The sequence below is a fragment of the Lichenicola sp. GTC18331 genome (genome assembly GCF_055386855.1).
On sequence record NZ_AP045015.1, the window covers coordinates 1,390,016 to 1,411,259 of the forward strand.

Consider the following 21,244-nt stretch of genomic DNA (forward strand, 5'->3'; position numbering starts at 1 on the left):
CGGTTCCGGCTCGGCTTCGGGGATGGGGTTCCAGAATGGGAGCGATGGGCCGGATGAACAATGAGCGGCGCCGCGAGAGCAGCATCGACAGCGCGGAAAGCGCGCGTGTGGAGCGGTTCCTGCGCGACCATCCGGACTGGCTGAGCCGCCAAGCCGGGCTCTACGACTGCCTGTCGCCGCCGCGTCGCGTGCATGGCGAGGCGCTTGCGGACCACATGGCGGCGATGATCGAGGCGGCGCGTGCGCGGTCGCGCGTGGTTCTGGATGCGGGGCGCGCGGGGCTGGGGCTGGGCGAGCGCGTGCGTGCGGCGGTGGTGGCGCTGATCCGGGCGGTGGATGTGTCGGACTGGGTGTCGGACGATCTGCCGCAACTGCTGGGGGTGGATGCGGCGCGTTTGTGCGGCGAGCGCGGGGGGCTGCGCGGGGTCGCGGCGCTTGCGCCGGGGAGTGTGGCGCGGGTGATGGGCGGGCACGAGGTGGTGGTGCGCGCGGCCGGCGGCGGGGCGGATGCCGTGTCGCTGCATGGCGAGGCGGCGGGGCTGGCGGTGCGGGAGGCGCTGCTGCGCGTGCCGTGCAGGGACGCCCCTGCCCTGCTTCTGGCCCTGGCGGCGCGGGACGGGGCGATGCTGGAGGGGGCCGGTGCGGAAGGAGCGCTGGGGTTCCTGGCGGCGGCGTTGGGGGCGCGGTTGGAGCGGGGCGATTTGGGAGCGTGATGCGTTTGGTGAAGACTAGGACATGAAGAATCTTCTTTTTCTGAAGAAAAAGAAGCAAAAAGACTCCTGTCCGTTTGAGTTGTGAATATGTGGCTTGGCACCGAGCCAAACGGACAGAAGTTCTTTGGTTCTTTCTTGCAAGAAAGAACGTCTCTCTCACGTGCGGAGATGGGCGGCGAAGCCTGTGATGCTGGCGGGGACGGCTTCGGGGCGGAGTTCCATGGAGGGGATGGCGTAGTCGCCGCCGTTCTGGGTTCGGAACGGGATCGGCGCGTCGGTGAACAGGGCGCGCATGCGGGCGCGCAGGGCGAGAGCGGCGGCGTCGAAGGCGGCGTCGTCGAGCCGGTCGGCGCGATACAGGACATGAGGCGGCAGCACGGCGTAGCCCGGATAGAACAGGATGCCGTGCTGGATCGGGAACAGCAGGTCGTCGATCGGGCCGTTCACGCCGCGCGGTCCGTAATGGGTCTGCCATCCGCCAGCGGCGACCAGCAGCATGGCGCGTTTTCCGGCGAGGCGGCCTTCGCCGTAGCGATCGCCCCAGCGCTTTTCGCTGTGTTCGCCGACACCGTAGGCGAATCCGAAGGAGAACACGCGTTCGACCCAGCCTTTCAGGATCGCCGGCATGGAGAACCACCAGAGCGGAAAGGCGAGGACGAGCGCATCGGCCCAGAGGAGATCGGCCTGGGCGGCGGTCACGTCCGCGGTGAGGGCGTTGGCTTCGAAGGCCTTGCCGGACGCGTCGGCGACGCGGAGGCGTTCGTCTGCCGGCCAGTTGGGGAAGTCGGCGCGGTCGACGAGCGGGTTCCAGCCGGATGCGTAGAGATCGGTGATGCGGACGGCGTGGCCTGCGGCGCGCAGTTCGTCGGCGGCGACGTCGCGCAGGGCGTTGGTGAGGGAGGCGGGGTCCGGGTGGGCGGAGACGATCAGGATGTTCATGACGGGAACTCCGGAAAAGCGGTTCAGGCTCTCGCTATTCCGCCGCGCATCCATGCGGTAGTGGAGGCGAATGGATAGGATCGTTCCGCCGAATGGATAGATCGCTGGTCACGCTGGAGCGGATGCGCAGCTTTGTGCGTGTCGCGGAGCGGGGCAGCCTGTCCGGCGTGGCGCGCGAGCTGAGCGTCGGGCAGTCGACCATCACGCGCCATCTGGCCGAGCTGGAGCGCGGGCTGGGGGTGGCCCTGTTGTTCCGCACCACGCGGCGTCTGCGTTTGACGCCGGAGGGGGAGCGGTTCCTGGAGGAGGCGCGGTCGATCCTGAGGCATCTGGACGAGGCTGCGGACGATCTGCGCGATGCCGGCGGGGCGGCGACGGGGATCGTGCGTGTGTCGAGCACGGCGGCCCTGGGCATCCAGCACGTGTCGCGCGGCTTGTTCGCGTTGCAGGACCGGCATCCCGGCCTGCGGATCGATCTGAGCCTGTCGGACGTGCGCGTGGATCTGGTGCGCGAGGCGGTGGATGTGGCCGTGCGGCTGGGGCCGCTGTCGGACAGTGCGCTGCACCGGCGCGTGGTCGGGCATTCGATGCGGGTTCTGGTGGCGTCGCCTGCGTATCTGGCGCGGCATGGGCGGCCGCGGGCGGCGTCCGCGCTGTCGGCGCATGCGTTCATCCGAATGAGCAACGTGGCGGGAAGCGAGAGCCTGACGCTGCTGGGGGCGGACGGGGCGCGACAGACGGTTCCCGTGGGTGGGCCTTTGCTGGTGGATCACGGCCTGGCGGCGCGGGAGGCGGTGTTGCAGGGGCGCGGGATCGGCGCGTGCCATGTCTGGCTGGTGGACGATCTGCTGCGCTCGGGCGCCGTGGTGCGCGTGTTGCCGGAGCTGGGGCTGGAGGCGATGCCGTGCTCGCTGCTGTTCGTGCCGGCGCGGGCGCGGATCGCGCGTGTGCGCCTGGTGATCGACGCCTTGGCGTCGTTCCTGCGGACCGTGCCGGGGTTTGCCGTGGAGGACGCCGGGGCTGCGTGGGAGCATGCTGCGGCCGGGGTGGCGGAAGATGGGGCGGCGTGAGGGTTGGATGGGTCGCGCGGGTGGGCGGCGGGGCGGTCAAGCGTGTGATTGCGCCGATGCGGGTGGCGGGTTGCTGCGTGGAGGAGCGTTCCGGGGCGGGGCGTGTCGAGGGTGCTGGAGGGGCGGAGCGATACCGGGCGTGGGCGGATCGTGCGCGCCGTGCGAGGCGGGTCGTGGGGGTGAGCGCGCGGCGAGCGGGTTTGTGATGGCGGGACACGCGGGGGATGGCGCGGCCGGTCCGGGGCGGGAGGTGGGGTGTCCTGTGCGAGTGTTCCGAGGGGCTGGAGGGCGTGGCGGCGCCTGGCGGCGAGCGGGTCTGTGATGGCGGGACGCGCGGGGGATGGCGCGGCCTTGTCCGGGGCGGGAGGCGGGGTGTCCTGTGCCGGTGTTTCGAGGGGCTGGAGGGCGTGGCGGTGCCCGGGTGTGTGAGGGCGGGTTGATGGGTGCGGCGGGCTGGTGTGCGATGGGGCGAAGGGTGGCGGAGTGGCTGGGATGAGCGGATGGCGGCCGGGGGGGCGTGCTGCGCCGGGCGGCGAGAGGTCGGAGCAGAGCGAGACGGCGGGCGGGGTGCGCGACGGGGTGCGGGGTGTGGCGGCGTCGGTGGCGGTGGTGGATTTTCTGGATTGGCTGGCGCTGGAGAAGCGGTCGAGCGGGGCGACGGTGGAGGCGTATCGGGGGGATTTGGGGCGGTTTCTGCGGTTTCTCGGCGAGCATCTCGGTGGGGAGGTTTGCTTGCGGGATCTGGAACAGTTGCGGGCGGCGGATTTGCGGGCGTGGCTGGCGTACGAGGCGGGGCGTGCGGCGGAGCGGGCCGGGTTCGTGCGGGACAAGGCGAACCGGACGCGTGTGCGTCGGATGTCGGCGGTTCGGAGTTTTTTTCGGCATTTGTCGCGACGCTACGAGATCGAGAATGCGGCCCCTGCCCTGATGGCGTCTCCGCGCACGCGGACGCCTTTGCCGCGGCCTTTGCCTGTGGCGGATGCGTTGGCTGTGCCGTCCGGAATTGCGGGGACTGCGCGGTCTGCGCTGGCGGAGCATCGGGATACGGCGTTGTTCACGCTTCTGTATGGGGCGGGGTTACGGATCGGGGAGGCCTTGGCGCTCGATCTGCGGGATGTGCCGGCGGAGACGGGTGGGAGCGCTGTGCTGCGCGTGCTGGGCAAGGGGGGCAAGGAGCGGCTTGTGCCTCTGCTGCCGGCGGTGATGGGCGCGCTGCATCGCTGGGTGCGGCAGCATCCGTCGCCGTCGCCGGATGCGCCGTTGTTTCCCGGCGTGCGCGGCGGGCGGCTCGATCCGGCCGTGGCGCAGAAGGCGATGCGGGAGTATCGGCGGCTGGCTGGGCTGCCGGAGCATGCGACGCCGCATGCTCTGCGGCATTCGTTCGCGACGCATCTGCTGGAGGGGGGGGCCGATCTGCGGTCGATCCAGGAGTTGCTGGGGCATGCGAGCCTGAGCTCGACGCAGCGGTATACGCTGGCGGATGAGACGCATTTGATGGAGGTTTGGCGGAGGACGCATCCGCGGGCGGGGTGATGGTTTAGAGCCTACCTGAGAATGCCTCTACATAGTGATACCGGACACCGCCCCCACGGCCACGACATACTGAACACTAAAAGGGACATAGATTTCTGGATCGCATAAAAGATCAAAGCCAAGTCCTTGAACAACACTTCAAGCACCCCACTGCATTCTAAAATAGAATCCAATCTGTTTTCCGAATTATTACTCCACCAACCAATCGAATGGCACCAATGCCCTTTCACGCCACTCCTCTGCCAAAACGACGTTAGCCAAATCGCCCCACACATCATCATCTGCATGGTCAAGCACGATGACTTGCAACCTACCTCCCGCAGCCGCCACTTGTTCGCCCAAAAGCGAGAAGACCTTCCGCACCGCGACCACATCTTCATCACGCCAAACTACGGTGTCGGCATCGCTATCCCCGGCAGTCCGCCGCGGAAAATAGACCTGACTAGGCTGGTCATAGATCAAGAGACCTGGGACTGGGTGATGTGGGAGATGAAGGAAGAAGATCTGAAGGGCCAGCGTCAAGGCGACATGATAGGCTAGCCAATTGGCACCGCTACCAATTTCCCAGAGGTAGTCGTCGCGCGTACCCCTGATAACCTTGACCGTGAGATCGGAAATCGTAAGCCTTACCGGCGCATCCGGCCACTCAGCATCCAGGCGTGGTATCAGACGCCCCGTCGTAGCCTCGATGCTGTCGATCGAGTTGCGGAGCTTTCGCCCGATTTCGGTTTCGGAAACTCTACGCTGTAGCTCTGCGATCTGCGCTTTAAGCGTATCAATTTCCTGCCGCAGACCGGCGGACTGGTCAGTGCGGTCGTATAGGTCAAGCGCCTGTTCCAGACGGCCGAGAAAGCGTTCCATACGGTCAAACCGACCGATCGCCTGCTTGGCTGCCTCCGAATCCCGCTCGAGCACGCCGATCTCTCGGCGGATCTCGTTGAGCCTTACGAGCTGCGTTTCTGCCGCTGTGCGCAGGCGAAATACTTCGCGGTCTAGTGTGTCAGACACGGTCGGATGAGTCCGAAGCCGAACCTCGATTGATGCAAGGGCGTCCGTAAGCTGCTCGATCTTCAGCTTACCACCATCTGATAAGAGCGCGAGCGGCTCACTTGCTTCTGCGTCCGCAGACAGTTCTTGCAACCAAACGGAGAGCGCGAGGCGGTCTCGTTGAATACGAAGCGAGCTTCCGTAGATATCGCTGCTTTCTAACAAGCGACGCAGTTCGCTAAGACGCTGGCGATGCCGCGTTAGCGTGGTAGCAACTTCAGTCTCTTCGGCTCGAAGCGCCTCGAGGCGGTCGAGCGCCGCATCAACACCTGCGACGGTGGGATGCGCTGCATCGCCACTGCTTCTGACGACTTTACGGAGCCGATCGACAATTTCCGGCCAGTCCGTCGGAATGATCTGGTTGGCCGGCAGCAATCCGAACTCGATCGCCTGCCCGAGCCAGGATTGTGCCTCCATCTGCCATGCGTTGGTGGCGGTCACTAAAGCCCTAAGATCGTTCTCCCGTCGGCGCAGGATGCGGGACAACCTGTCCAACTCGTAGCGGGCCTGCAGGACATCTGCCGTCACCGCCTGGAGAATGTAGGGAAAAATTGTCTTGAGCTTTTCGCGATGCTCCGTCGTATCTGCCTTGAAAAACATAACATCAGGATTGGCAACAATGTTCTGCGGTTGAAAGGTAAAGGCCATGAGATCGCGGAAGCTTGGCCGCGACTTAAAGTTAGAGTCCGACTCCGGTTCGAAATCGAGGTTGGTCAGACCTGCGAGGCGATTAAGCATCATCTTGACAACTTGTGTGGTTGTCCCCTTGCCCTCGATGCGCGCCGGAATTGCGATCTCGGGCCCCTCAATCATCACCATGCTGCTGGTGCTTTGCTTGTCGCCAGGTTCGCGACGCGCTAGCAACTTCTGCCCCTCGACCGTGTCGATCAACACGCCGAACCAGCTACAGTTCTCTCTGATCACGCCTACCGGAATGGCGCATTTATCGGACGCCAAACAGTAATCGATAATGGGAATTACAGCGGATTTTCCGGTTTTCGACGCTCCGCTGATGACGTTCACGCAGCCTGGGCGGAACTCGACGATGCGCGGTTCGCTGTCGTGCCGGGGCCAAAGGATGAGTTTACGCAGTTGAAAATACATTAGAAGTCCACCCTCAACGTTGAGGCCACCTGCGCCAGATCAAGCTTGGAAAACCAGTAGCCGAGCTTGTCGGCCGCTGCCGCGAAGCCCTTCAGTCGTTCGGGTAGTCTTGGTTTGACGGCATCGAGAAGATCAATCGGATATCCACGAAGCTTGGCGGTATCGTAATCAATCCGGACTAGTTTCGATGTCGCAGCCACGCCAATCGACTGGAGACTAAGCAGCCGCAATTGGATCGCACGTTCATGAATACCCATCAGGACTTCTCGCTCTTTGTCGAATTTCGCCGCAAACAGAGGCAGGCCTGACGCCTTCCGGGTTAACGCCACTTTGTCGAACGTCTGCCTGTGCAGAAGCATCGGGAGCACCAGGAACGCCAATGGGATTGGCGCCGTCTCGGCCCCATCTTCTTGATAGCCGATCGTGGATTGCCAAATCAGATAGGCGCCAATCGCGGGGTTCTGTACGATGTCAAGTTCGGTAAGCCCCAAGGCAGATAAGGCCGTCATCCGCCATCCCCCTCTAGCAGCTTTAGATAGTCGCCATGCCAGCCAAGGCGACGACGGTCGGCTAGATCATTGAAACTGCCGTGAACGAAATGATTGGGAACCGCCCGACCTTCGAGAGAAGCGACATGCTGAGCACACTGCCGATATACTAGCCGTCCTTGAACCATTGCCGACTTTTCGCCGTGTAGGTCGGCGACGTCGCCTTTAGCCATCCTCTGCTTGTTGACTAGCTCCTCATCCCAACCACGCAGGTTGCCGGCAAAAATCTCGCCACGCTCGGCCCAATCCGCCTTATCTGCAGAAGCGCGAAGATAATCGCTGACGGCGCGAAGCCGGTCTTCTTCTGTCGCCCCTATGAGTTCGAGCTGCCGCACAAATACCGGCCGTGCCGCAGCAACACCGGCGATCTGCGTGTTATCGGGTAAGGCGCCAAGAGAAGTCAGCAATCCTGGCAGGTTGTTCTGGCGTATGAATGCGTGAAAACCGCGCCGGAACAGTTCGGCATCGAGAATTGGCTTTTCACCCCGCTGAATCAGTCGATCCATTGCCTGTTTGGCCTGACCAATACCGGAGCACACGATAACGTTGATATTAGCCTCGGTCACCGAAGGCCGCAGACAATTCCTGATGCTTTCCAGAGGGTCGCTGGCATTCGCCTCCAGTTCAAAGTTCTCGAACAGACTACGGCGATTTCCCTCTGGAGCATCCAGTAACATTCTGATCTTTTCAGCGGTGGCCGGAGGATCCTTCTTCTTTTTAAGTTTTATCTGTATTATTTTAAGTACGGCATCAACCTCCTCTCTGGACTTTGCGGCGGCTAAGGCCTCTGCAAACGTGCCCTTTTTAGCGGGCGTCACGTAAAGTCGGAATTTAGTGGAGCTCACATCGCATTGACCAGCATTGACCATGGTATACCAATTAACAAAAGTCTTCCAGAGATCTTCGTGCCAATCCGCTATCGGATTTTGTTTAAGGGCGCTCTTTGTCTGTTCAAGACAAGTACTGCCGTCAGCGTAATGGACAGAAACGTCATCTTGTAGCTCGAGAGCAACCCGTGCGCCTTTGGGGGTTGTGAGCAGGTAGAAAAAAGCTCGGACTGGCTGCAATGCAAACCCGAGATATGGCCCCGGAGCGCTATGCTTCGTTGGTTTCAAATCGACATCCAACTGTCACCCCCTTACTAAATTCGGCAAGCCTCACGTGATCAAAATGTAATAATTGCGCTATATGCGATTCCGCACAAGTCAGTTGTGAGGCGTCGCGAGCTGATTGTTTGGCTGCAACAATCCAGCCGTTCGCTATAATGCCAAGGCCTCCGCCATTCGTCAGATTGTCATACCGCGCAAGCTTTGTACGCATATCGCGCTGGTTGTCGGGTTGATCGACACACATGTTATTGTCCTGATGATTACACACCGGCACTATCTGCCCAATGGTAGCCGAACCGATCGGGTCGCTCCTGGTCCATTGGTCAGCGCCTACGTTATGAATTCCCGTCTCGTGACTACTCCCCCAACCACGTGCATTCCCCCTAAACATCCGGGGATGAAAGGGGCCCAGCCCCTTTCCGGGGCGTGCGGGGCAGAGCCCCGCAGAACGGAGATACACCCAGCATGACCACGCCGTTGCGAGTCCCCTACCCGCCTGTGGCGCCGTTTCGGCAGGGGATGCTTGAGACTGGGGAGGGGCATTCGGTCTACTGGGAGATGTGCGGCAATCCGCGTGGAATTCCGGTGGTGGTTCTGCATGGCGGGCCGGGGGGCGGGTGTACGCCGGCGCAGAGGCGGATGTTCGATCCGGCGGCCTACTGCATCGTCCTGTTCGATCAGCGGGGGTGTGGGCGGTCGGTGCCGCATGCGTCCCTGGAGAACAACACGACCTGGCATCTGGTGGCGGATATCGAGCGGCTGCGTGTTCTGCACGGGTTCGAGCGCTGGCTGGTGTTCGGCGGGTCGTGGGGGAGCACGCTGGCGCTCGCCTATGCGCAGTGTCACCCGGAGCGCGTGACGGGGCTGGTGCTGCGCGGGATTTTCGGGATGCGCCGGGCGGAGCTGCTTTGGTACTACCAGGAGGGGGCGTCCTGGCTGTTTCCGGAGAAATGGGAGCGGTTCGTGGCGCCGATTCCGGAGGCGGAGCGTGGCGACATGATCGGCGCGTATCGCAAGCGTTTGACCGGGGATGACGCGCAAGCGCAGGCGGTGGCGGCGCGGGCGTGGAGCCTGTGGGAAGGCGAGACGCTGACGCTGCTGCCGGACCCGGCGGCGAGCGGGCATTTCGGGGATGCGTCGTTCGCCTTGGCGTTCGCGCGGATCGAGAACCACTATTTCGTGCATGGGGCGTGGCTGGAGGATGGGCAGTTGCTGCGGGATGCGCGGCGGATCGCGCAGATTCCCGGTGTGATCGTGCAGGGGCGCTACGACGTGGCGACGCCGATGCGGACGGCGTGGGAGCTGCATCGTGCGTGGCCGGAGGCGGAATTCCGCGTGGTGGAGGCGGCCGGGCATGCGATGACGGAGCCCGGGATCGCGTCGGCGCTGATCGAGGCGACGGACGGGTTCGTGAAGCGTCTGCGTTGAGGGGATCGCGCGCGGGGCGTGCGTCGCGGCGGCGGGGCGGTGGTTCGGACATTGGTGTGCGGTGATGGGCGGGCTGGCCGGGGCGTGGCCGGGCGGCGGGAGCGGGCTTGTGTCGGGTGGCGGATGGCGTGGTGGAGACGGGCGGTGATGCGGGGGATCGCCGGGAGGGCGCTGCGCGGGCGGTTGGTGCGGGGGATTGCGGCGGGGCTGGCGGCGGCGTTGGCGACGTTGGGGCTGATGGGATCGCCGGGGGCGCGGGCGGAGGGGGCGTCTTGCGCCTGGACGCTGGCGGGGATGGCGAAGCTGCGGTCGGATGACGGGTTCATCACGCTGAGTGCGGATGTGGCGGGGCGTGCGGTCAGTTTCCTGGTGGATACGGGGTCGGAGACCGGGTTGCTGACGCCGCATGCGGTGTCCGCGCTGGGGCTGAGGCCGGACCGGGCGCACCGGACGCAGTTGCAGGGCACCGGCGGCACCGGGCGCGTGGTGCAGAACGCGCTTCTGCCGCCGATCGGGCTGGAGGGGCTGGTTCTGCCGGGCGGGAGCGTGCCCGTGGGGGCGTTGCCGGCGATGCCCATGATCGCGCCGCCCGTGGCGGGGCTGATCGGGGCGGATCTTCTGTCGCGGTTCGATCTGGAGTTCGACCTGCCGCGCGGGCGATTGCTGTTCTGGCGTCGCGGGTCGGACTCGGTGGTGTGTGCGCCGCCGCCGAACTGGCCGGCGCCGTTCGACACGCTGCCGATGCGTCTGGAGGGCGGGCGGCCTGTGCTGAGCGTGCGTCTGGACGGGCGGGAGATGGTGGCGCTGCTGGATAGCGGGGCGCGGTCGCGGATCGTGTCGGTGCGGGCGGCGGAGCAGGCGGGGGTGAGTGCGGAGGTGCTGGCGGCCGATCCGGGCGGGATCAATGCCGGCGTGGACGGGCATGAGAGCACGTATCACTGGCATCGTTTCGCCAGCCTGGCGGTGGGGCGGGAGCGGTTCGTGCGGCCGGTTCTGACGGTGGCGCCGATCGCGGAGCGGTTCGATCTTCTGCTGGGGTCGGACTGGTTCAGCGGGCGGGATGTGTGGATCTCGTATGCGAGCGGCCAGGTGTTCGTGCGTGGGCCGGGTTCGCCAGCGGGGACGGCGGGCGGTAACGTGCGGATCGTTCGAGACGGTTCGAGGTGATGCCGATGCGTGCGCGTGTTTTGGCTTGTGTTGTCGGTCTGGTCGCAGCGGCGTCGTTGGGCGGGTGTTCCTCGTCGTTCGGGAGTGGCGGCGGGTCGTCGCCGGGGCGGACCTATGTGGTGATGCCGAGCGGCGAGGCCGTGCCGGTGCAGACGACCACGCGCCCGCCGGGCTGAGGGGGTGGACGCGCTGACGGCGCGGGCCGGGCTGGCCACGCGTCTCGTGTTCCTTGTGGCGGGGTTCGGGCTGGCGTGCTGGGCGCCTCTGGTGCCGTTCGCGCGTCAGCGTCTGGGGGTGGATGACGGGGCGCTGGGGCTTCTGCTCCTGTGTCTGGGCATTGGCTCGGTGGTGGCGATGCTGGGGATCGGCGCCGTGTGCGCGCGGTTCGGCGCGCGGCCCGCGATCCTGACGGGCGGGATCGGCATGGCGCTGGTTCTGCCGGTGCTGTCGTTCGCGGGGACGCCGCTGTCGATGGCGGGGGCGTTGTTCCTGTTCGGGGCGGCTCTGGGGGCGCTGGATGCGTCGATGAACGTGCATGCGGTGGAGGTGGAGCGTCTGAGCGGGCGTCCGCTGATGTCGGGGTTCCATGCGCTGTTCAGCATCGGCGGGTTCGTGGGCGCCGGGGCGATGACGGCGCTGCTGGCACTGAAGCTGTCGCCGGTGCTGTGCGCGTCGGTGTGTTCGGTGCCGATGCTGATCGCGATGGGGTTGTCGCTGCCGCGGCTTCTGCGCGGGCCGGGCGGGGAGGCCGATGCCGAGCCGGGGCCGCTTCTGGTGATGCCGCGCGGCGTAGTGTGGCTGCTGGCGTTTCTGGCGGCCGTAACCTTTCTGGTGGAAGGGGCGATGCTGGACTGGGGCGCGCTGCTGCTGACCGGTGCGAGGCTGGTGAGCGAGCGGTTCGGCGGCGTGGGCTACGGTTTGTTCGCGGTGGCGATGACGGCGGGGCGTCTGACCGGCGATCGTCTGGCGGCGCGCTGGGGCGACCGGATGCTGTTGCGCTGGGGCGGCTGCGTGTCCCTGGCCGGGTTCGGTTTGCTGTTGCTGTCACCCTGGGCGCCGCTGGCGCTGTCGGGGTTCGTTCTGATCGGGTTGGGGGCGGCAAACATGGTGCCTGTGTTGTTCCGACGCGCGGGTGCGCAGCGGGCGATGCCGGTGCCGTTGGCGGTGAGTGCGGTGACCTCCGTCGGCTATGCGGGGGTTCTGGTGGGGCCGGCCGCGGTGGGTGGGATCGCGCATGCGATCGGTCTGCCGGAGGCGTTCGCCGTGCTGGCGGTGTTGCTGTGTTCGGTGCCGCTTCTGGCCGGGGTGGTGGCCGGGATCGGGCGCGAGGCGTAGGCGCGGCGGCGGGCGATGGAAAACCGTTTCGCGTTGCGGTGGCTGGGACTACACTGCGCTCAGGAACGAACGGGGCGACGTCGGCTCTGGCGGTGATGGCCGCCTGCCAGGGTCGCGCCCCGAGCGCGGAAGCGTTTTTTCAGCCCGAGTTTCGCGTGTCATGATCCCACCCCGACATCCCTGCCCGAACGGGTGCGATCTCCACGACACGGACCCGACGCCGGAGACGGAGCGTGTGTTTCTGGAGTTGATGCTGGATGCGAGCATCGACTGCATCACGATCATCGGGCTGGACGGGCGGTTGCTGCGGCTGAACCGGTCCGGCCGGCTGGCCTTCGGCTTGCCGCTCGACCGGGGGCCGCTCGGCATGTTCTGGCCGGGGTTGTTGCCGCCCGAGTTGTTGGCCACGGCCGAGCGGGCCCTGCGCGTGGCGGCTGGCGGAAAGCCGGCAAAGTTTCCGGGCCGCAGCAAGCTTCCCGGGCAGAAGGTGGTGCACTGGGACAATCTGCTGACGCCGATCCGCGATGCGGGCGGGACGGTTCTGGCGGTTCTGTGCGTGTCGCGCGACATCACGCGGCAGATGGAGGCCGAGCGGAAGCTGCGCCTGGCGTCGGATTGCGATCCGTTGACCGGGCTTGCCAATCTGCGCCTGTTGCGGCGGCAATCCGCCAGCCTGTTGCGCACCGCGTCCGGGCGGGCGGGCTGCGCGCTGCTCGCGATCGACGTGGACGATTTCAAGGCGATCAACGACGGAAGCGGCCACGATGCGGGCGACCACGTTCTCCATACGCTGGGGCGGCGGCTGCGTCGCTGCTGCCGGGTGCATGAGCTGCCGGCGCGGATCGGCGGCGACGAGTTCGCGGTTCTGATCGATGGGCGCGGCATGAAGGGGCCCGAGGAGGCGGCGCGTCGGGTGCTCAAGGCGTTGTCGCGGCCGATCACCTACCGGGGGCGCGAGCACCGCATCCGTGTCAGCATCGGCGCAGCCTCGGCCGCGCCGGGCTGCGGCGATCTGGCCAGCCTGATGAAGCAGGCGGATCTGGCGCTCTATGCCGTGAAGTCGCGCGGCAAGAACGATTGGGCGCTGGCGCCGGGTCTGGTGCGGGTGCAGGCGAAGGGTGCGCGCCCGGCTTCCGCCGCGCCGGCGGGGCGGGATCGGGCCGGCGGATCGCGCGAAAGCGATGCGGTCCGCTCAGCGTCCGGGTGATGCGGCGGAGCCGGCCAGGAGGCCGCCGTCGATGGTGATCTCGGAGCGGGTGATGTAGGCCGCCTCGTCGGAGGCGAGCATCGCCGCGACGGCGGCGACTTCTTCGGGCAGGCCGAAGCGTCGCAGAGGGGTGTCGGCGACCAGCGCCCGCATCCGTTCGTCGCGATCGGGCCTCTCCCCCAGCATCGGCTCCCAGATCGGCGTGAGGATGGCGCCGGGATGGATCGAATTGCTGCGGATGCTCCAGCCGTTCTGCGCGCAGTAGAGGGCGACGCTCTTGCTGTGGTTTCGGATCGCGGCCTTGGACGAGGCGTAGGCCGCGGCGGCGGGAATGCCGACCATGCCGGAACGCAACGAGATGTTGATGATGGAGCCTTGTCTTTTCTGTTTCATCGCGCCGATGGCGTAGCGGCAGCCGAGGAACATGCCGTCCAGATTGACCGCGTACACGGCGCGCCAGTCGGCGAGGCTCGCCTGTTCTGGATCGTGCGGCACCGGGCCGTTCTCGAAGCCGGTGATGCCGGCATTGTTGACCATCACATCGATGGCGTGCGCGATCTCCGCGAGACGGGACCAGTCGCTTTCCTGCCGTAAGCGTCGGGCCGTGGTACGCTGACAGGATGGCCGGAGTTATACGGCTCCATGGTCAATGTCTACCGCCAGACATGGAACAAGCTCACGCTCGAACGGCTGTTTCCTATCGCGCATCCGGTGTCGGCGTCTTGCAGAGGCTGAAGCCGCTATCCCCGAGAAGTGCTCCTATAGCCGGATATGGTCAGTAGCTGCCAGTCTGCTTTACGGCTAAGAACGGCGAGAGCTAACATTGATTTGCAACTGGTTCGTTCGATGCGAATATTACTCATTACCGCTGCTATGATACTGGCCGCTGACGCCGCGCAGGCAGAAAAGGGCGCTCACAACGGGCCCAGCGTTCACCTGATTGACTCCGATCTCGTAGGCAAACCTTACTCGAGAGTACGATCGACGCTAATGGCGAGGGGAAATATCCCCATTGATGTCCGTAAGCAGCAATCGCAGGGAGGAACGCTCCTCTGCGAGTTCGACGACAAGTTCTGCGGCTACCAGGAACTCGACGCCTGTGCCGCAGACATTTACGTGTGCGTGCTCGAGTGGAAGGAGCGGAGCGGCCGCTTTTTCCAAGTCCAGGTAGACGTGACACCACCGGGTCCGGGCCTTAAGCAGCGGCCAGATCCACAAGTTGATGCAATCTGGGAGGAGCCTTGACCGCTCATTGTGCTGCCGGATTCCTGATCTGCCATCGGCCGTCTTCCCGAGAACCCGTGGAAAGCTGCTGCCTATCAGGCAGCAGGATGGTACACCCCGATCATGTCTACCCTTCGCTGGGGCAAATCACTTTTGAGGGCTGACAACAATGAGCATGAGTTCGTCATGCTTGCTATAGAGTGGCATAGCTACACTGTTCAATGATATCATCAATCAGGACCGACTCTGATTGGTCATGTGTATGATATCAGCCCGTCGAGCCGATGATGCTGTTACCCCTCCACCATACCTGGGCGCGGGCGATGTCGCCCTCCGTTCCTCGAGGCCGAACGCCATCGAGAACTTTCTGTTCGCAGGCAGCGAGGGCGGGGCTAACCGCCTGGCGATCGTCGCCTCGCTGGTCGAGACTGCCAAGCTCGATGGCGTTGATCCATTTGCGTAGCTTCGTCACAGCCTTGCTCTCATAGTAGATGGCTATCAGGAAAAGATGCCTCGATGATCTTGTGCTATGGTTAGGCCGGATGAGCTGCAACTGAGTTCGATGAAATCTGTTTTCTATCAAGCATCGATATTGTGTGACTTACTATTCTAATCCAGCCTCATTGGAGTGACACCTGAAACCTAGCAATCAGGAGACTCCATCTACCGAGTTCCACACATCTCGAAGTGCCATACCCGATTCGTCAGGCTGATTGCGGGTGGAGAGGGCTTATGGAAACATACGGCAATCTCTATGCGTATTATTCTACTCCAGACAGCGACCAACTTGTTCGAGCTGAGTTCAAGCAACCAATTTCATTTCGAGCTACAGAGGAGCTACCATCCGTCGTCCTGCTGGAAGTCAAACCTCGTGAAAACGGCATGTCAGCAGACGGTTTTGCATGAGGTAGTGAACGGAGCGTTCGTACGACAGGTCAGCGGAGGCAGGTGGGTAGAAAGCGTGTTCCCGAGCGCCAAGCACTACATGATCGTGACTGGAGATATGGACCTGGAGGTCATCTGCACCTCGCCGCCCAGCTTCGGTCTAGTAGGTCCATGCCCGAGTCTGCCACCTTATTAGAAAGCTATCTTTGCCTCACATCAGCGCACTGACTGTCTTGATCATCGCGGCACCTATCTGGCTGCTGACGTAAACGTGCGATGGCCAGACGCTTACACGCCATCTGGTCGGGATCGAAACGTTCGGCGCTACGTCCGAAACGCGTACGCTCGAACTGTAGGATGATCAGCCGTAGACGGCCGACCTCGGTCTGGATTTTGGCGGCGTCGACATGACCGCGCCAGAACTCGGTTCGTGCCAACCCAGGGCTTCCGACCGTAAGTCATCCGAAAAACAGATCGCGATGCCCGTGTCAGCGTGCAGCTGCCAAACGCTTACTTGCTGTCTGACGTCGAGCGGGTGAAAGCGGCAGCCGATCTCCGTGACGGCGCTCGTGCCGGCCGCCTCGTCGAGATCGGTGGCGGTGGCGATGACGGTGGCGCCTTCGACGTGGAAGCGTGCGGCGATGGCGCGCCCGATGCCGCGTGCCGCGCCGGTCACGACGCAGAGTTTGCTGTGCAGTCTTTGCATGATGTCCTTTGGGCGGGAGGGGTGTTCTTTCTTGAAAGAAAGAACCAAAGAACTTCTGTCCGTTTGGTGATGGGCCAGCCGACACCTCGGTCTTCAACGGGCAGAAGTCTTTTTGCTTCTTTTTCTTCAGAAAAAGAAGACGGCTTCTTGCAGCAACGCCCTCGATCATACCGGTCAGCGTGCGGCGATATCGCAGACGGGGCGGAGATGCGCCATCACCTGCGACGACAGGATCGTGAGCCGTGCGGCGGGGGCGATACCGGCCTGGTGCAGCGCGTCCTCGGTCCAGCTGTTGCAGGTGTAAAGGCCGGAATAGCCGGTCCGGGTGGCGTAGAAGCGGCTGCCGGGAAAGAAGCCGTCGGCGATGCGGACCGGGCGGCCTGCGTCGTCGAGGCGGAAGGTGTTCCAGACGAAATCGGAGAGTTTCCTTGCGGCAGCGGGGTCGATATGGAAGCGGGCCATGTGTCCGTCCGCGTAGGCGCGATCGGGGGGCGCGGTGAGACCTGCGACCAGGAGGGTGCCGTCGCCCGGGAACGGGCCGATCAGCAGATCGGACAGGCCTGTGACGGGCGCGGTCATGAAGGTGCGCCGGCCGAAGCCGATCTGAAGCACGCGCAGGCCGGGAAACATCGTGCGGAACGTGGCGAGCCGCCCCTGAAGCGCGTCGGCGGAAATCGCGAGATCGGTGTGCCAGCCGTGATCGATGACGAACAGGTCGGCGTGGTCGTCCGCTGCCGGGTCGCAGCGCGGCAGGGGCGTTGGTGTGCAGCCGGACGCGAGCAGGAGCAGCAGGAGCGCGACGGCGGCGCGTCGTTTCACGCGTCGTCCGGGCCGGTTCGGGCGGGGCGGTGTGCGCCGATCGCCAGCAGCACGCCGCACACGATGCAGACCAGCGCGCCGATCTCGCTCGGATAGGGCCAGCGCGTGTTCCACAGGCAGCCATAGATCAGCGCGAACAGGGTTTCGAACAGGATCATCTGTCCGGCCATGGTCATCGGCAGAAGGCGGCTCATCCTGTTCCAGAGCGCGTTGCCGCCGATGGAGGCGGACACGGCGACGAAGACGGACAGGAGAACGAAGCCGGCCCAGCCGGACGAGCCTGCGCCATGCGGCAGGGCGGCGGGGCGGAAGGCGAGCGGCAGGAGCAGCAGCGCCTGCGCGCCGGTGAACAGGCCGGTGAGCAGGTTCCAGTCCTGCGCCGACACGCCGGGCAGATGGCGCAGGGCGCGGGCATTGCCGATCGCGAAGGCGGTCCAGGACAGCAGCGCGCCGATCGCGGCGAGCACGCCGAGCAGGCGTCCATCGGGGCCATTGGGCTGGGCGCCGAACACGCCTGCGCCGACGCAGAACGCGCCGGCGATGCAGAACAGCAAGGAGGGCGCCATGCGCCGGAGCCCGGCGGCGCCGTGATCGTTGCGGCCGGAGAGCGAGACCAGCACGGGAAGAAAGCCGATCACCAGGGCGGTGGTGGACACGCCGGCACCGCGCACGCCGAGCGAGAGCAGCGCGTAGTAGAGCGTGTTGCCGAGCAGGCCGAGCACGGGAAGCTGAAACAGGACGCGCTTCGGCAGGGAGCGCAGCAAAATGGGGATGCGTCGGCCGAGCAGCAGCGCGGACAGGAGTCCGTAGGCGGCGTAACGGCCGACCGCGAGTTGCAGCGGGGTGAAATCCGGCGTCAGCCGGGGCGCCAGGAACACGAATCCCCAGAGCGCGCCGGCGCCGATGCCGCAGAGCAGGCCCAAGCGGAGATCGGGGCGGAGATCGGTGCGCGGGCGAGTGGCGAGATCGGGGGCGTGCATGCGGGCGGAACGAACTCGGCTGGCGGAAACGGAGATGGCCGCAGCATAGGCGATCCGGTGTCCGGCGCATCGCCGGGCGGGATCATGGCAGAGCGGCGCGATCCGGTTCGACGGGGCGGAAGCCAAGGCGGCGATAAAGCCGTTCCGCCCCGGACGGGTTGGACAGTTCGACCTTGAGGTCGATCCGAGAGGCGCCACGGTTCGCGAAGATGGCGAACAGGTGCAGCAGCAGGGCTTCGCCGACACCGCGACGGCGAGAGGGCGCCGCGACCGCCAGATCCTTGATGAACGCGCTTCGCCAGCACAGGGCGGCGGCGACGAGCCGGCCGGACGGATCGGCCACGGTGACCAGCAGGGAAGGGTCGAATTCGGCATCGGTGCGGACCGCGGCCCACCAGGGGTCGAACGGTGGGACGCGGCCGCCGCCGTCGCGATAGGCGTCTTGCAGCAGGGCGTGAATGGCGCGTGCGTCCCGGCCGGGGTGGAACGGGCGTGGCGCAGCGCCGTCCGGCCAAACGGGGGCCGGCAGCGGGAGAAGGAGCGACCGGCGCAGAAGGCGCCAGGGCGGCTCGGCCGTGGTCACTGCATGATCTTGCGGAAGATCCCGGCGGCCGCGGCGCCGAGCACGCCGCCTTCGGCGGTGGCTGTGGTGGTTTCGGCGCCCAGATAGGGGGCAAGCGCGTGGGCGAGGCCGGGCACGGTCAGCGTCTGCAGCCAGACGCGTCCGGGGCCGGTGAGGCGCGCGACGAAGAAGCCGTCGCCGCCGAACAGCTTGTTGCGGATGCCGGGCAGCATGGCGATGCTGAAATCGACGCTGTCCTCGAACATGCCGACATGGCCGGGATGGACATCGATCTGTTCTCCGGGCGCCAGCACGTTGCTGACCACGTGCCCGCCGAGCAGGGCGAAGAAGGTTCCCTCCCCCGACACCTGCTGGAGCCGGAATCCGTCGCCGCCGAAGATGCCGGCGCCGAGCGAACGCTGGAAGCCGAGCCCGACGGAGATGCCCTGCTGGCCGCACAGGAAGCCGTGCCTGTGCACCATCACCGAGCGTCCCGGCATGACGACGTGTTCGACGATGGCGCCGGGCACCTTGGCGGCGAAGGCGACGTAGCCTGGGCCGCCCTGCGCCGTGTATTCGGTCATGAACAGGCCGCCGCCGGCCATCGAGCGCTTCACCGCGCCGAGGAAGCCTGTGTTCTGTCCGCCGCCGAGCGTGGTGGAGAGCGACACGTTGGTGCTCTTCCAGGACAGCTCACCGGTTTCCGCCAGCACGGACTCGTTCGGCTCCAGGAAGACGGTGAGAACCGGCAGGGAGTGGCCTTCGATCCTGTGCTGCATGGCGATCCCGTTCGTGACGACGACGTGTGATCCTGCGGGGAAGCGTGTCGGGCACGCAACCGGATCGTTGCGGCGCTGTTCAACTCGGACAAACGGGGACGAACACCGTTTCCGGCGCGGAGTGGGTGGGTCATGCGTGTTGTTGCCTCCTCCGGCCTCGCCGGCGACGATCGGCGCCAGACGGCGAGCGGCGCGCGCCGCACCCGTTCGGTGATCCCGCGCGACGTGCCGGGGATGCAGGCGCTGCTGAGCCTGCAGGTGGCGGTGGTGGTGATCACCGCGATGTATTTCGGACGCTCGATCCTGATCCCCGTGGTTCTGTCGGTTCTGTTGTCGTTTCTGTTGCAGCCGCTGGTGGTGCTGCTGCGCCGGGCGCGTCTGGGGCGGGTGCTGTCCGTTTTGTTGTCGGTGGTGCTGGCGCTCGGGCTGGTGGCGGGGCTGTTCTGGCTGATCGGCGGGCAGCTGATGGGGCTGACGCAGCAGCTGGCCGGGGATCACGCGACCATCGAGCGCAAGCTGACGGCGCTGCGGCAGCTCTTCAACGGCGGCAACCATCTGGCCGGTCTGGATTCGGTGCAGAACCAGCTCGGCCGTCTGCTGGCCGGGTCCGGCACCGCGTCGCCCGCCCCGGGCGGCGTGCCGGTGCAGCCGGTGCGCGTGGTGGAGCCGCCGGAAACGCCGGAAACGATCCTGCGCGTGCTGGCGATGCAGCTTGCGCATCCGCTGATGACGGCGCTGGTGGTGTTCGTGGTGACGATCTTCGTGCTGTTGCAGCGGGAGGATCTGCGCGACCGTCTGATCCGCCTGTTCGGGACGCGCGACCTGCATCGCACGACGCTGGCGCTGGACGATGCCGGGGCGCGTTTGAGCCGGTATTTCCTGACGCAGCTCGCCATCAACACGGTGTTCGGCGCGCTGATCTCGGGCGGCCTGTTCGCGCTCGGCGTGCAGAGCCCGGTGCTGTGGGGCATTCTGGCCGCGCTTCTGCGCTACGTGCCGTATGTGGGGCTGGTGTTTTCCGCCGCCCCCGTGGTTCTGCTGGCGGCGGCGTCGTTTCCCGGCTGGGGCCATGCGGCGCTGGTTCTGGGGCTGTTCGTTCTGGTGGACCAGCTGCTGGGGCAGTTCGCCGAGCCGATGCTGGTCGGACACAGCACCGGCCTGTCGCCCTTGTCCGTGGTTCTGGCGGCGGCGTTCTGGGCGTTCCTGTGGGGGCCGCTGGGATTGATCCTGAGCACGCCGCTGACCGTGTGCGCGGTGGTGCTGGGTCGGCATGTCGAGCCGCTGCGGTTTCTCGACGTGCTGCTGGGCGACCAGCCGCCTTTGTCGCCGGTGGAAAGCCTGTATCAGCGGCTTCTGGCCGGCGATCTGGACGAGATCGAGAACCAGTGCGAGGCGCTTTTGCGCGACCGGAGTCTGGCCGCCTTGTTCGACGAGGTGGCGATCGAGGCGCTGCGTTTGGCGGCGCTGGATGCGGAGCGCGGCGTTCTGTCCGAGTCGCGCCTGCAGGCGATGGAGGGCGCCCTGGACGAGGTTCTGGACGGGCTGGAAGAGCATCGCGACGCGGAGGAGGACGGTCTGCCGCACATGGGGGCGCCGGGGGTGCCGGTTCTGTGCGTGGCCGGGGCCTTCGCGCTGGACCGGAGCGCGACGCGGATGATGGCGATCGTGCTGGAACGGCACGGGATCGCGGCGCGCGTTCTGCCCGGCGCTGCCGCGGTCGGGACCGCCGAAACGCCGCCCGGCACGGTGATATGTCTGTGTTCGGCCGGCACCGTCGCGCGTCTGGCGCCGGCGCGGGCGGCATTGCGCGCGTTGCGTCGGGCGGCGCCGGACGCGCCGGTGATCCTGGGGTTCTGGCCGGACGAGCGCCCAGGTGAGCGCACGGATGAACGTTCGGGCGGGGACGGGCCGCGCGGAACCGTTTCGGCGGATCGTCTGGTGGCGGGCAGCCGGGCGATGGTCCGTTTGCTGTCGGAGGAGAGCATTCCGGCGCCGCGGCGTGGCCCCGAAGTGACGGTTCCCGCGTAAACGTGCGACCTGTCCCCTGAATCTGTCGCTTTTTCCGGGTCCGGTTCCCTGATAAGGACGG

Annotated in this window: 19 protein-coding genes; 9 read left to right on the top strand and 10 right to left on the bottom strand. The window is 65.7% G+C overall.

Annotated elements, in window-relative coordinates:
• The first annotated feature begins 53 nt into the window (after nt 1-53).
• Nucleotides 54-713 carry a hypothetical protein gene (locus tag ACZ5BM_RS06430; RefSeq protein WP_498911709.1) on the top strand — a complete coding sequence of 220 codons (660 nt, stop codon included), beginning with the start codon at nt 54-56 and terminating at the stop codon, nt 711-713.
• Between the two features lie 156 nt (nt 714-869).
• Here the strand turns inward: ACZ5BM_RS06430 and ACZ5BM_RS06435 are convergent, their stop codons facing one another.
• The gene (locus ACZ5BM_RS06435) at nt 870-1,652 is read right to left on the bottom strand and encodes an NAD(P)H-dependent oxidoreductase (RefSeq protein WP_498910732.1); all 783 of its coding nucleotides are present in this window, start codon (nt 1,650-1,652) and stop codon (nt 870-872) included.
• A 92-nt stretch (nt 1,653-1,744) separates the two neighbouring features.
• Here ACZ5BM_RS06435 and ACZ5BM_RS06440 point away from each other — a divergent pair, with 92 nt between their 5' ends.
• Together ACZ5BM_RS06440 and ACZ5BM_RS06445 are read left to right on the top strand one after the other, a co-directional pair.
• A complete protein-coding gene (locus tag ACZ5BM_RS06440; protein ID WP_498910734.1) occupies nt 1,745-2,722 on the top strand; it encodes a LysR family transcriptional regulator in 978 nt (325 codons plus the stop codon).
• Between the two features lie 588 nt (nt 2,723-3,310).
• Nucleotides 3,311-4,255: a tyrosine recombinase XerC gene (locus tag ACZ5BM_RS06445; protein WP_498911525.1), complete on the top strand. Its 945-nt coding sequence runs from the start codon at nt 3,311-3,313 to the stop codon at nt 4,253-4,255.
• 189 nt (nt 4,256-4,444) lie between these two features.
• On the opposite strand, the gene ACZ5BM_RS06450 is transcribed toward ACZ5BM_RS06445, so the two are convergent.
• Genes ACZ5BM_RS06450 through ACZ5BM_RS06460 form a run of 3 tightly spaced genes read right to left on the bottom strand, consistent with a single transcriptional unit; the run spans nt 4,445 to nt 8,081 of the window.
• Entirely contained in the window at nt 4,445-6,406 is a 1,962-nt protein-coding gene (locus ACZ5BM_RS06450; protein ID WP_498910736.1) for a DUF3732 domain-containing protein, read from the bottom strand.
• A complete protein-coding gene (locus ACZ5BM_RS06455; RefSeq protein ID WP_498910738.1) occupies nt 6,406-6,915 on the bottom strand; it encodes a three component ABC system middle component in 510 nt (169 codons plus the stop codon). The genes ACZ5BM_RS06450 and ACZ5BM_RS06455 overlap by 1 nt, the downstream gene beginning before the upstream one ends.
• The gene (locus tag ACZ5BM_RS06460; protein ID WP_498910740.1) at nt 6,912-8,081 is read right to left on the bottom strand and encodes an ABC-three component system protein; all 1,170 of its coding nucleotides are present in this window, start codon (nt 8,079-8,081) and stop codon (nt 6,912-6,914) included. Before ACZ5BM_RS06460 ends, ACZ5BM_RS06455 begins: the two co-directional genes overlap by 4 nt.
• A gap of 447 nt (nt 8,082-8,528) precedes the next feature.
• Between ACZ5BM_RS06460 and pip the strand changes: the two genes are divergently transcribed.
• The 5 genes from pip to ACZ5BM_RS06485 all read left to right on the top strand — a co-directional run bounded on the left by pip (nt 8,529) and on the right by ACZ5BM_RS06485 (nt 13,200).
• A complete protein-coding gene (pip, locus tag ACZ5BM_RS06465; protein WP_498910742.1) occupies nt 8,529-9,491 on the top strand; it encodes an alpha/beta hydrolase family protein in 963 nt (320 codons plus the stop codon).
• Nucleotides 9,492-9,638: 147 nt separating this feature from the next.
• Complete coding sequence (locus tag ACZ5BM_RS06470) at nt 9,639-10,658, top strand: aspartyl protease family protein (RefSeq protein ID WP_498910744.1); 1,020 nt, start codon at nt 9,639-9,641, stop codon at nt 10,656-10,658.
• A gap of 5 nt (nt 10,659-10,663) precedes the next feature.
• Nucleotides 10,664-10,834, top strand: a complete 171-nt coding sequence (locus ACZ5BM_RS06475) for a hypothetical protein (RefSeq protein WP_498910746.1) — start codon at nt 10,664-10,666, stop codon at nt 10,832-10,834.
• Nucleotides 10,835-10,838: 4 nt separating this feature from the next.
• Nucleotides 10,839-11,993, top strand: a complete 1,155-nt coding sequence (locus ACZ5BM_RS06480) for an MFS transporter (protein WP_498910748.1) — start codon at nt 10,839-10,841, stop codon at nt 11,991-11,993.
• A 160-nt stretch (nt 11,994-12,153) separates the two neighbouring features.
• Nucleotides 12,154-13,200, top strand: coding sequence for a diguanylate cyclase domain-containing protein (locus ACZ5BM_RS06485; protein WP_498910750.1), 1,047 nt, complete (start codon nt 12,154-12,156; stop codon nt 13,198-13,200).
• Here ACZ5BM_RS06485 and ACZ5BM_RS06490 read toward each other — a convergent pair.
• The 6 genes from ACZ5BM_RS06490 to ACZ5BM_RS06515 all read right to left on the bottom strand — a co-directional run bounded on the left by ACZ5BM_RS06490 (nt 13,186) and on the right by ACZ5BM_RS06515 (nt 19,155).
• The gene (locus ACZ5BM_RS06490) at nt 13,186-13,758 is read right to left on the bottom strand and encodes an SDR family oxidoreductase (protein ID WP_498911527.1); all 573 of its coding nucleotides are present in this window, start codon (nt 13,756-13,758) and stop codon (nt 13,186-13,188) included. The two genes, ACZ5BM_RS06485 and ACZ5BM_RS06490, sit on opposite strands and share 15 nt — an antisense overlap.
• 1,912 nt (nt 13,759-15,670) lie before the next feature.
• Nucleotides 15,671-16,015: an SDR family NAD(P)-dependent oxidoreductase gene (locus ACZ5BM_RS06495; RefSeq protein WP_498910752.1), complete on the bottom strand. Its 345-nt coding sequence runs from the start codon at nt 16,013-16,015 to the stop codon at nt 15,671-15,673.
• Nucleotides 16,016-16,189: 174 nt separating this feature from the next.
• Nucleotides 16,190-16,834: a DUF2459 domain-containing protein gene (locus ACZ5BM_RS06500; RefSeq protein WP_498910754.1), complete on the bottom strand. Its 645-nt coding sequence runs from the start codon at nt 16,832-16,834 to the stop codon at nt 16,190-16,192.
• Nucleotides 16,831-17,814 (bottom strand): DMT family transporter, encoded by a 984-nt coding sequence (locus ACZ5BM_RS06505; protein ID WP_498911529.1) that lies wholly within the window; start codon nt 17,812-17,814, stop codon nt 16,831-16,833. The genes ACZ5BM_RS06500 and ACZ5BM_RS06505 overlap by 4 nt, the downstream gene beginning before the upstream one ends.
• A gap of 82 nt (nt 17,815-17,896) precedes the next feature.
• Nucleotides 17,897-18,397 carry a GNAT family N-acetyltransferase gene (locus ACZ5BM_RS06510; RefSeq protein ID WP_498910756.1) on the bottom strand — a complete coding sequence of 167 codons (501 nt, stop codon included), beginning with the start codon at nt 18,395-18,397 and terminating at the stop codon, nt 17,897-17,899.
• Nucleotides 18,394-19,155 carry an AIM24 family protein gene (locus tag ACZ5BM_RS06515; RefSeq protein WP_498910758.1) on the bottom strand — a complete coding sequence of 254 codons (762 nt, stop codon included), beginning with the start codon at nt 19,153-19,155 and terminating at the stop codon, nt 18,394-18,396. The genes ACZ5BM_RS06510 and ACZ5BM_RS06515 overlap by 4 nt, the downstream gene beginning before the upstream one ends.
• Before the next feature lie 132 nt (nt 19,156-19,287).
• Between ACZ5BM_RS06515 and ACZ5BM_RS06520 the strand changes: the two genes are divergently transcribed.
• Nucleotides 19,288-21,183: an AI-2E family transporter gene (locus tag ACZ5BM_RS06520; protein WP_498910760.1), complete on the top strand. Its 1,896-nt coding sequence runs from the start codon at nt 19,288-19,290 to the stop codon at nt 21,181-21,183.
• Nucleotides 21,184-21,244: the final 61 nt, after the last annotated feature.